The organism is Chitinophaga sp. G7 BAM 1005 (genome assembly GCF_057126945.1).
Genome location: NZ_CP181478.1, coordinates 5283828 through 5295404, shown reverse-complemented (window position 1 = coordinate 5295404; position 11577 = coordinate 5283828). Strand labels below are relative to the sequence as shown.

Annotated in this window: 6 protein-coding genes; 3 read left to right on the top strand and 3 right to left on the bottom strand. The window is 47.7% G+C overall.

Features of this window, described 5'->3' with window-relative positions:
* Positions 1 to 78 precede the first annotated feature (78 nt).
* The 3 genes from ACMXI2_RS20950 to ACMXI2_RS20940 all read right to left on the bottom strand — a co-directional run bounded on the left by ACMXI2_RS20950 (position 79) and on the right by ACMXI2_RS20940 (position 6414).
* Entirely contained in the window at positions 79 to 2319 is a 2241-nt protein-coding gene (locus ACMXI2_RS20950; RefSeq protein ID WP_483778019.1) for a cation:proton antiporter domain-containing protein, read from the bottom strand.
* Positions 2320 to 2485: 166 nt separating this feature from the next.
* Positions 2486 to 3265 (bottom strand): response regulator, encoded by a 780-nt coding sequence (locus ACMXI2_RS20945; RefSeq protein ID WP_079470226.1) that lies wholly within the window; start codon positions 3263 to 3265, stop codon positions 2486 to 2488.
* Positions 3247 to 6414: a ligand-binding sensor domain-containing protein gene (locus ACMXI2_RS20940; protein WP_483778018.1), complete on the bottom strand. Its 3168-nt coding sequence runs from the start codon at positions 6412 to 6414 to the stop codon at positions 3247 to 3249. Before ACMXI2_RS20940 ends, ACMXI2_RS20945 begins: the two co-directional genes overlap by 19 nt.
* 199 nt (positions 6415 to 6613) lie before the next feature.
* Here ACMXI2_RS20940 and ACMXI2_RS20935 point away from each other — a divergent pair, with 199 nt between their 5' ends.
* The 3 genes from ACMXI2_RS20935 to ACMXI2_RS20925 are packed head-to-tail and all read left to right on the top strand — an operon-like array spanning position 6614 to position 11563.
* Positions 6614 to 7639, top strand: a complete 1026-nt coding sequence (locus tag ACMXI2_RS20935; RefSeq protein ID WP_483778017.1) for a glycoside hydrolase family 43 protein — start codon at positions 6614 to 6616, stop codon at positions 7637 to 7639.
* Positions 7640 to 7658: 19 nt separating this feature from the next.
* Positions 7659 to 9506 (top strand): glycoside hydrolase family 2 protein, encoded by a 1848-nt coding sequence (locus tag ACMXI2_RS20930; RefSeq protein ID WP_483778016.1) that lies wholly within the window; start codon positions 7659 to 7661, stop codon positions 9504 to 9506.
* 2 nt (positions 9507 to 9508) lie between these two features.
* On the top strand, positions 9509 to 11563 hold the full coding sequence (locus ACMXI2_RS20925; protein ID WP_483778015.1) for a beta-L-arabinofuranosidase domain-containing protein: 2055 nt from the start codon (positions 9509 to 9511) through the stop codon (positions 11561 to 11563).
* The last annotated feature ends 14 nt before the right edge of the window (positions 11564 to 11577 follow it).

The window sequence follows — 11577 nt, the reverse complement described above, 5'->3', positions numbered from 1 at the left end:
ATCAAATCCTTAAATCAGTATAATCAGCGTAATCCAGCTCCAAGACAATTTAACATCGCCGAAGGCGATCCTTCTCGCTTACCTTCCCCTTGAAAATTCCAGGATCTTCCGGCGGTTACCCACCAGCCAAACTACATCCTCCCATTCAAACTCCGTTTCGGAAGCGGGGTTAAGGATCTTTTCACCGCCGCGGGCAATACCCACCACCAGCGCCTGCGTTTTTTCGCGGATGCCGGATCCACGGATGGTCTGGCCTTTGAGGCCATTGTGCTCATCCACCACGATGCTGGTGAGGCCAATGTTTTCATCTGCCACATCATCACTTCTTTCTACATTCAGGGTATTCACTACCCGGTTAAATTCTTCCAGCTGCGCTTCCGTGCCAATAGCAGTAAGGATGTCGTGCGGAAACAATTTTTCATCACGGGTCGGTGCGTAGATAGTCACATTTCCTCTTTTAATGGCTCCTACGTTGATGCCGTATTTCTCCCGCAGCTCGAGGTCTATCAGCGGCTTATCCACCAGGGTAGACCACGGATCAATTTCCACCTCAGATACCTGTGCATCCCAGGGCAGAAGATCTGCTGCTGTGGCTTTATTGTTGGCCGCATCCGCTGTCTCGCGGGCATTCAGATTGGTAAGAAAGCGGCTTTCAATACGGTTATAATATTTCTGTAATTGTGAACGCAGCACCAGCAACACGCAGGCCAGTATAATGGCGGTGCCTATCAACGCCTGCCAGAAGGGGAAGTACTGAATTACCAGGAAACCCACCAGCAGCACCGCCACCACGTTACGTACCACTTCCACCACTACCAGCGGTCCGTGATTGTATTTGGAATCCAGCCACAACGCCTTGTAAGAGTTGCTCGAAATTTTCTGTACCATCAGCGCCCAGATAAACGGCGACATCATGGCAATTCCAATGATCACACTTACCATCTCCGCCAGGAACAGGTTCTTCACATACTTTATCACAAACGGGCCAATATAGTAGGTATTCAGCAGGATCATCGCAAATATGATCACCGCATTGAGTACAATCACTTTTACATAACTGCGCAATACAATGCGCCAGTCGCTTTCCGCCTGTAAGGTTTGTGAACTGGCGCTATACCGGTTCAAGGTGGCCATCCAGCGCGTAGGGATAATTTTTTCCAGCCAGTTGTAAAACGGTATGGAAAACTTGATCATGTAAGGCGTTGTAAAAGTAGTAATGGCCGAAACGCCCACAGCTACCGGGAACAGGAACTCGCTGGTCACACCCAGTGAAAGACCCAGCGTAGCAATAATAAAGGCAAACTCACCCACCTGCGCCATACTCATACCCACCTGGACGGCCTGTTTCAGCGGCTGACCGGATAATAACGCTCCCATAGTGGTGCTGAAAAATTTCCCGGTAATGGTTAACAATGTTATCCACAACACCGGCCACCTGTATTCCACAATCATTTCCGGGTTAATGAGCATGCCTACCGATACGAAAAAGATAGCACCAAAAAGGTCTTTTACCGGTTGTATCAGGTGTTCCACTTTTTCAGAAGAAGTGGTTTCTGCTATGATAGAACCCATAATGAAGGCGCCCAGTTCTGCGGAGAAACCCACTTTGGTTGCCAGGATCACCATGCCCAAACAGAGCGCTATACTTAGTATCAGCAAAGTTTCTCCATTCAGGTAACGTTCTATTTTTTTGAGTGCAGTAGGTAACAGGAAGATGCCCGCGAGGAACCATACCGCCAGGAAGAACATCAGCTTGGCAATGGTAAACAACATCTCTGTTCCTTCAAATTTACGGCTCACTGCCATCGTAGATAACAATACCATCATGAGGATCACCACAATGTCTTCTATCACCAATACGCCGAATACGATTTTGGTAAATGACTTTTTCTTGATACCTAATTCTTCAAAGGCGCGGATAATAATAGTAGTGGAAGAACTGGCCAGCAACCCCCCGAGAAACAGGCTGTCCATAAAACCCCAGCCCATCAGCTTACCGGTGAAATAACCGGCTACCGTGATAAGCGCTATTTCTACAAATGCGGTAATAGTGGCAGTACCTCCCACCCGCATCAGCTTTTTGAAACTAAACTCCAGACCCAGTGAAAATAAGAGGAAAATAACACCGATCTCAGACCAGGTTTTTATGCCTTCCGCATCCCCGATAGTGGGGAATAATTTGAAATTGGGACCCACTATAAACCCTGCGATGATATACCCCAGCACCATCGGCTGTTTCAGCCGTTTAAACAGTAATGTAATAACTCCCGCCGCTCCTAATATTAATGCCAGGTCAATGATCAATGATGGTAGATGCATACAGTAATAATCGATTTAATGATTCGTGTGATGTACTTTTATGACGCTGAGAAATCAGCGCACATATGTGTCAGATGCCAGTTTCCGGACCTTTGAATATTGCTAATATATTATTTTTCCTGCGGGGAAGCAAGATTAAGTTTGGGAGAAGGGAAAGGAAAAGAAGCTACCGCTCTTTCTCCGCCTGTATCTGCGCCACATACCTCGATGGTAGTATCCCGAACTGCTTCTGGAAATTCTTCCCAAAATTAGTCAGGGAGGCAAAACCGCAAAGCTCGGCCACTTCATTTACTTTATACGATCCGGTAGACAGTAAAGACGCCGCTTTTTTCAGGCGCGCAATATTAATCAGTTCATGCGGGGTAAGATCTGATATCGCTTTTATTTTTCGGTAGAAGGTAGGCCGGCTCATGTTCATGAAGTCTGCCAGCTGTTCTACATCCAGGTCAATATTATTGAGATGCTGGTTGATCAGGTCATTCAGTTTCTCTAAAAACTGTTCGTCGGCGCTGGTATAGGCCATGCTGCGCAGATGTACCAGCGGGGTGCTGGCATAGTAGGATTTTATTTTATGACGGTTGCTGAGCAGGCTCGCAATTTGCGCCTGCAGGAATTCAGGTGAAAATGGTTTTTCAATATAAGCATCGGCGCCAAGTTCAAGTCCTTCTATTTTCGATTGCATCGTATTGCGTGCTGTAAGCAGGATCACCGGAATATGACTGGATACAAAATCAGACTTAATAATGCGGCAAAGCTCAAAGCCATCCATTACAGGCATCATCACATCACTGATCACCAGTTGCACGGGTTGCTCCTGCAATAAAAGCATGGCTGCCTGCCCGTCGCGAGCAGTGATCACTTTATATTTATCTTCCAGGTCGTCTGCAATGAAAGAAAGGATTTCTTCATTATCATCTACCAGCAGTATCAGTGGTTTGTTTTCCATTTGCTCAGGTTAAACTCTATTTCCTGGTGAACAGGCAAAGTAAGTGAAAAAACATTTAGTGTTCCACCGGTGGATAACAGCTCCAGGCTGCCTTTGTGCAGCAGCGTCAATGATCTTGATAACGACAACCCTATACCGGTACCGGATTTATCGGCGGTGGCCTTTGCCCGGAAGAACGGCTCAAATATTTTCTCTTTCATCTCCGCAGGAATAATGTATCCGTCATTCTTCACCAGTATAGTAAAAGTGGTATCATTTTCATCAACAGGTAACAGGTGTATAGATGCTTTGGTTGCCGCATACCGGATAGCATTGTTAATAAGATTGCCCAATATTTTATGTAATGCTTCCCCATCTACATAAGCAAAAAAATGCAGGCTGGATAACTCTATTTTAAACCGGATATCCTGCTGCTCTGCAGCTGGCGTAAACCGCAGATGATTTTCTTTCAGCAGTTCAGAAATATCGGTACGCACAAAATTGAGGCTGAAACCATTGATCTCTGTTTTGCGGAAATCGAGCAACTGGTTGGTCAGCTCCAGCAGCCGGTCGGTATTGCGTTCCATGATGCGCAGGTTCTTCTGGATCAGCGGCACTTCATCCGATTTACGGATCACCTTTTCCATTGGTCCCTTGATCAGCGTGAGCGGTGTCCGGATCTCATGCGCGAGATGTGTAAAGAATTCAATTTTCGCCTGGTATAACTCTTTTTCTTTTTCGTGCTCCAACAGCTCCAGCTGCCGTTTTTGTTTTTGCTGCGCACGCTGATGATACCACCGGATAATAAAATACACCAGGCTGCATAACAGGATGATGTAGGCGGCATATGCCTGGTAGCTGGCCCAGAAGGGCGGCAGAATAGTAATGGTAAGCACACGCGGTGTAATACTCCAGTTGCCTCCGCTGCTGGCCGACTTCACCATAAACTTATAAGTACCGGGAGATAACCTGGTGAAGAAGGCTTTCCGGTTGGTTTCCAGGTAAGTCCAGTCACGGTCCAGGCCTTCCATTTTATACGCATAGGCCGTCATCTCAGGCGACGTGTAACTCAGCGCGGCAAAGTTGATACTAAATGACGACTGGTCGTGCGATAATACAATCGTATCCGTCAGGAAAATAGATTTCTCCAGGATATCGCCTACGGCTGCTTCTTTATTATACACCTGGAAGCCGGTAATATATACCGGTGGGAGATAACTGTTACGCACAAACGTTTCCGGGTTGAAACGGATCAATCCTTTTACACTGCCGAAATACATATTACCGCAACTATCTTTATAAGCAGAATTATAATTAAACTGATCATTTAACAATCCACTGGCTTTGGTATATACCACCGCATTTTCAGTGGCAGGTGTAAAGCACGCCAGCCCTTTGGAGGTAGTCACCCACAGGCGGTCGCTCTGATCTTCCAGGATACAGAACATCATATTGCTCTGGAAACCATGATGGGTTCTGTAGGTAGTGAAATTATTCCGTTGCCGGTTATACAAACAAAGACCATCATCTGTAGCCAGCCATAAACGATGATGACTGTCTTCAAAAATTCTGTTCACCCGGTTGTTACTCACACTGGTGCTGTCGCCTGCATCATGCAGGTAGAGTCCTTTCTTTCCCGTGCGGCGGTTATAGAAATAGAGTCCGTCTCTCACCGTGCCTAACCATATGGTGCCTTCACTATCTTCAAAAACAGCCGTATAAAAAATATAATGCGGTACTTCTTTTACAGTATTAAATTCATCACGGGAACGGATATACTCATATAACCCCCAGGTAGTGCATATCAGTATATTATCGTTGCTGGTGCGCAGCAAACTATAAATAAAGCCGCTGTGGAGCTGATGCGGACCGTCACCTGGGGCATAGTGCCGGATAAATTTCCCGGTGGGAATATCCATGACATCCAATCCATGCTCGAAAGTGCCTATCCAGAGAGAATCTCCGGTGATCAGTAAACCATGAAGATTGGTATGCGATAAACCCGGCGCATGTTTATCCAATGGCTTGATGGCGGAAAAACTGCCATCCGATGGCGTAAACCTATTCAACCCGCCATCTTCAGTACCTATCCATAAATGACCATATTTGTCAGGATGTATTTCTCTTACTGCATTACCACTGAGAGAAGAGGAACCTGTTTTTGGAAATAACTTTTCAAAATAAGTATATGGCTGCGGGAAATAATTGGCGCCGCCAAAGTAAGTGCCTACCCATATACCGCCTTCTTTATCTTTACAAAAATTATAAATGGCATTATCAGAAACAGAGTAAGGATCATCATAATTTTTTTTCAGGTTGATGATCTTACCGCTTTTAATGTTATAGATATAGATACCGGATTCCGATGCAATCCAGTATTCATCATTGTTCCGGCGGATAAAATCCCTCACATACAGTTCAATGCCGGTGGTGTCCCTGGAAAGGAAATCTTCGTAGGTACGTGCCCGTGTGTTGAATAGTTTTAGGCCCTGCCCTGCGGTACACGCCCATATAGTATCCCCGCCCATCGGTACAATTTTCTGGATAGCGTAGGAATTTGGTTTGGTAGAGTGCGAAAAAAGAGAGTAGGTGGTGAAATTGTTTTTGTCGTAGTGATAAACAGCCATATTCCCTCTGGAGGATGACAACCAGAGATGCCCTTCACCATCCAGGCAAATAGAGGACGCGTCCGGAAAGCCGGGAATTTCCGTCAGGCGGTCGGTGGCAGCCTGGTAACGGAACAGGTGTCCTGCGGATATAATCCAGATATTTCCCTGCCTGTCTTTGGTAATGGCCCGTACTTCTCCTGCTGTCTTTTTACTCAGCTCACGGAACTGCTCATTACGCGGGTTATATATAAATACTCCTTTGTCCGATCCCACATATAGCAAACCATCATCGTCCTGGAACAGGCAAAGGATATAGTTGCCGCCGATACTTCCGGGCTGCTCTGTTCGCCGGAATACGCGGAAGGTATAGCCATCGAACCGGTTTAAACCATACAGCGTTCCAAACCACATAAACCCCTGTTTATCCTGCAGCGTACAGATAACGGCGTTGTGCGATAAACCGTTCTCTACCTGGTAATGTACAAAACCGGGCGACTGGCAATATAGCGCCTCGCTTAGCAGCAGCAACATGAACAGGATGTAATAGCGGATTTTTGGCATGTGTTCATTTAGTGGAAAACTTAAAACTAATGGTTTTTCCGCTAAAACCCACCACCGTCCGGCCAAAAGCTAAAATGATACAAAAGCGAGAAAAAATGAGATAAATGGGCAAACAAGTATTCAAAGGATAGTCTTTCTTTGGAGAAGTGTGTTAAGCGTGAAATATACACTTAAATAAGCCATCTTCTAAATCCATGTTATGAAAAGTAGCCAACTACTTTCACTGGTATTTTTTCTGTTCATCAGTGGGATATGCCGCGCTACCTCTGCGGATACTACGGGTATGTTCAAGAATCCTTTACTGGCCTCCGGCCCCGATCCCTGGGTGGTGAGGCACAACGGCATGTATTACTATATGCATACCACCGGTCATAACCTGGTGATGAGGAAAACAAAAAACATGTCGGCGCTGGCCCAATCAACCGAAACGGTTATCTGGAGGCCACCGGCCAAAGGTCCCAACGCAAGGGATGTCTGGGCGCCGGAGCTGTACCGCCTGAATGGGAAATGGTACGTGTATTATACCGCCGGATCATCAGATAGCATTCATCCGCAACACACCTTCGTACTGGAAAATACCGCCGAAGATCCTACCACCGGCAGCTGGACGGACAAAGGACAGATCACCGATCCTGCCCATCCGGAGCACTTCGCCATTGATGGTACCCTCTTTGAACATAAAGGCAATAACTATTTTATCTGGAGCGGGCATAACGGAAAAGATGCCGTGCAACGCCTGTATATAGCCCGTATGAAAGATCCGTGGACACTGGCCTCGTCAAAAGTAGAGATAGCTGCGCCGCAGTATCCGTGGGAACAGAACGGGATAAATGAAGGTCCTGAAATCCTGCGGAATGCTAAAGGAGAGGTATTCCTGGTTTTTTCCGCGTGTGGTTGCTGGACAGAAAATTATATACTCGGCATCATGAAACTAAAGACCGGCGCCGATCCGCTGCTGCCCGCAAGCTGGACCAAATCACCGGAGCCGGTACTGCGAAGCAAACCCGAAAATGGCGCCTATGCACCAGGACATAACGGCTTCTTTAAATCACCCGACGGAAAAGAAGACTGGATCATTTATCACGCCAACTCAAAAGCCGGACAGGGATGTGGCAACCTTCGTAATCCCCGCATTCAAAAAATCGCCTGGAACACAGACGGTACCCCGTTTTTTGGAGAACCGGTGAAAATAAATACATGGATCACTAATCCCTCTGGAGAATAAAATCACTTTAAGTAAATATATGAAAAAGAAGTACCTATTTTTTGCACTGGCACTTGGATTGGGCAGCAGTACAGCCATAGCACAACAACAGGATTGGAAAATGGTGGGAGGAAAGATTGCTTCCTCCTGGAGCGAACAGGTATCTCCGGCAGCTACATTGCCGGATTATCCGCGTCCGCAGCTGGTTCGCGGCAACTGGAAAAACCTGAACGGGTTGTGGAACTATGCCATCAAAGCAAAAGAGGAAAATCAACCTGCCACCTGGGACGGCAAAATACTGGTACCTTTTGCTGTTGAATCAGCACTCTCCGGCGTAGGCCGCAATGTGGGGAAAGACAGCACCCTGTGGTACAACACCACACTCACACTGCCTTCCGGTATGCAGGGCAAAAAGATACTGCTGCACTTCGGTGCATCCGACTGGCGTACTACCGTATATGTGAATGGCAAAGAAGCCGGCAGCCACGAAGGCGGTTTTGATCCCTTTACCTTCGATATCACCTCGTTAGTGAAAAAAGGTAAACAGGAGATCGTAGTAAAAGTATGGGACCCAACCGACGACGGCGATCAGCCAAGAGGCAAGCAGGTAAAGCGTCCCGAAGGGATCTGGTATACACCGGTAACCGGTATCTGGCAAACGGTTTGGGTGGAAGCGGTAGCGGATACCTATATCGCCTCAACCAAACAAACACCCGACATCGACCAGGAAACACTCACCGTAGCGGCCAATGTGGAAAACATAAAAGCCGGCGACGTAATAAAAGTAACCGCGTACGATGGTGGCGCCAAAGTAGCAGAGAACACGATCAACGGTGAAAATGCCGTACTAAAAATAGCTTCGCCAAAATTATGGTCGCCCGAAAGTCCTTTCCTCTATAATCTCACGCTTACGGTTACACGAAAAGGTAAAGTGATAGATGAAGTAAAAAGCTATTTCGCCATGCGTAAATCTTCCATTGGCAAAGACGCCAATGGTGTGGAACGCATGTTGCTGAACAATAAATTTGTATTCCAGTACGGCCCGCTGGATCAGGGCTGGTGGCCCGACGGATTATACACCGCCCCTACAGATGAAGCCCTGAAGTTTGATATCGTACAAACTAAAGCAATGGGCTTTAACATGATCCGGAAGCATATTAAAGTAGAGCCGGCACGCTGGTACTATTACTGCGATCAACTGGGAATGCTGGTATGGCAGGACATGCCAAGCGGCGATCTCGGGAACGGCTGGGAGCCTCGTCCCGGTATCATCGACCGCGCTACCGACCAGAATCGTTCAGCCGAATCAGAAGGCTACTACCGCAAGGAATGGAACGCTATCATCGACCACTTATACAACTATCCTTCTATTGTAGTATGGACGCCATTCAACGAAGCATGGGGACAATTCAAAACGGTAGAAATCGCGGAATGGACCATGAAGAAAGATCCGTCCCGCCTCGTGAACACTGCCAGCGGTGGTAATTTCTACCCGGTAGGACATATTATTGATCTGCATAACTACCCGGAGCCCGCGATGCCCGACCCGGCAATATATGGCGATAAACGCGCCATCGTGTTGGGTGAATTCGGTGGCCTCGGTCTCCCGGTGAACGGACACGTCTGGCAGCAAAAAGACAACTGGGGTTACCAGAGCTTCAAAAATGAGGAAGATCTTTTTAAACGCTACAGCGGCTTTACCGATAGGCTGGAAACACTGATTAAACAGGGATTGTCAGCTGCCGTATACACACAAACAACTGATGTGGAGGTGGAAATAAATGGCCTGATGACCTACGACCGGAAAGTGCAGAAGATGCCACTGGAAAAACTAAAACTGATTCATCAGAAATTATATAACCCGGCTTTGGTAACTATAAAACCATAATGATGAAAAAGCGAAAGTTGTTTGGCTTATTGATGCTTTCTGTTTTTTTTGTTGGTCTTATCCCGGCGGATGCAACGCATCTGCCGGGTGCCAGGGCCGACAACAATATCTTTGTGATGCCCGTTTACCAGGCATTGCCGCTGGGCGCAGTAAAGCCGCAGGGCTGGCTGCTGCACCAGCTGCAGATCATGCGTAACGGCACCAGTGGTCACCTCGATGAAGTATACGATAAAGTGAAGAACGACAATGGCTGGCTCGGTGGAAAAGGCGATGGCTGGGAGGAAACACCCTACTGGCTCGATGGCGCTGTACCGCTGGCTTACCTGCTCAACGACAAAGAACTGAAGAATAAAGTACTCCGCTATATCAACTGGACGCTCGATCACCAGCGCCCTTCCGGTTATTTTGGTCCGCTCACAAAAGCAGAAAGAGAGAAAAATATAGCCATTGGCGTTAGTAACGCTGCAGCCGGCGACGACTGGTGGCCGAAGATGGTGATGCTGAAAGTACTGCAACAATATTATACGGCCACAAATGATCCCCGTGTTTTACCTTTTATGACGCGGTACTTTCACTACCAGCTGCAGGTATTGAAAACCTGCCCGCTCGGAAAATGGACGGAATGGGCCACCTCCCGCGGCGCTGAGAATGTAATGGTAGCACAATGGCTGTATAGCATCAATAAAGACAAACAACTGCTGGAACTGGCCACATTGCTGCAATCACAGGCATTCACCTGGAGCAGCTGGCTCGGCAACCGCAGCTGGGTAATAGATGCCGCAGCACAACAAAACGACCAGCACTGGATGCGTCGCCACGGCGTGAATGTAGGCATGGGGCTGAAAGACCCCGTGATGAACTATCAGCGCACCGGCAACAAAAAGTACCTGCAGGACCTGCACACCGGCTTTGCCGACCTGATGAACCTTCACGGTTTGCCAATGGGCATCTTCTCTGCAGATGAAGACCTGCACGGTAACGCGCCTACGCAGGGAACAGAGCTGTGTGCCGTTGTGGAAGCCATGTTTTCCCTGGAGGAAATTATCGGCATCACCGGTGATCCCCTGTACATGGAAGCATTGGAACGCATGACCTTTAACGCGCTGCCCACACAAACAACAGACGACTATAACAACAAACAATACTTCCAGGTAGCCAACCAGGTGAATATCAAAAGAGGCGTATTTAATTTTTCCCTGCCGTTCGACCGGGAAATGAATAACGTACTGGGCATGCGCAGCGGTTATACCTGCTGCCTGGCCAATATGCACCAGGGTTGGACAAAGTTCGCATCCCACCTGTGGTATGGCGCCGCAGGAAACGGTCTTGCTGCACTTACGTACAGCCCGAGTGAAGTAACTGCCAAAGTGGGAAAAAACAATACGCCCGTTACTATCCGGGAAGAAACCGGTTATCCTTTTGAAGAACAAATCCGCTTCCGGATGCGCATGCAACAGGTAGTTGCCTTCCCCCTCCAACTGCGTATTCCAGCCTGGTGCGATGAAGCAACCATATTGCTCAATGGCGAAAAATTGCGCACTGCGAAAGGTGGTCAGATCATTACGGTAAACCGTAACTGGAATAACGATGATCAGCTGGTGCTGCAACTTCCCATGCAGATACGCACTTCCAACTGGGGCCGTAATTCACGCGCCGTGGAAAGAGGGCCGATCGTATACGCGTTAAGGTTAGAAGAGCAATGGGAGAAAGGACATGACGAGGTGGAAGGCGATTACTTCAGCGTTTATCCTAAGGGTGAATGGAACTATGGGCTGCCTGAAAAAATCATCCGCGAGCCGGCAAAGTACCTGCAGGTAAGCGCCCTGAAACCGGTAACAGACACTTTCGTATGGAACCTGGCACACGCGCCGGTAACCCTTACCACCACCGCTAAACAAATCCCTGAGTGGAAACTGGTGGATGACGTGGCGCCACAACCCGTAACAGACAGGAATGGTATTTATAAAGGAAAAGTAAACGACAAAGAAACCAATATAAGCCTGGTGCCCTATGGATGCACGAAAGTGAGAATAGTAGCATTCCCGGTAGTGAAGTAAACAACAGCACAAGC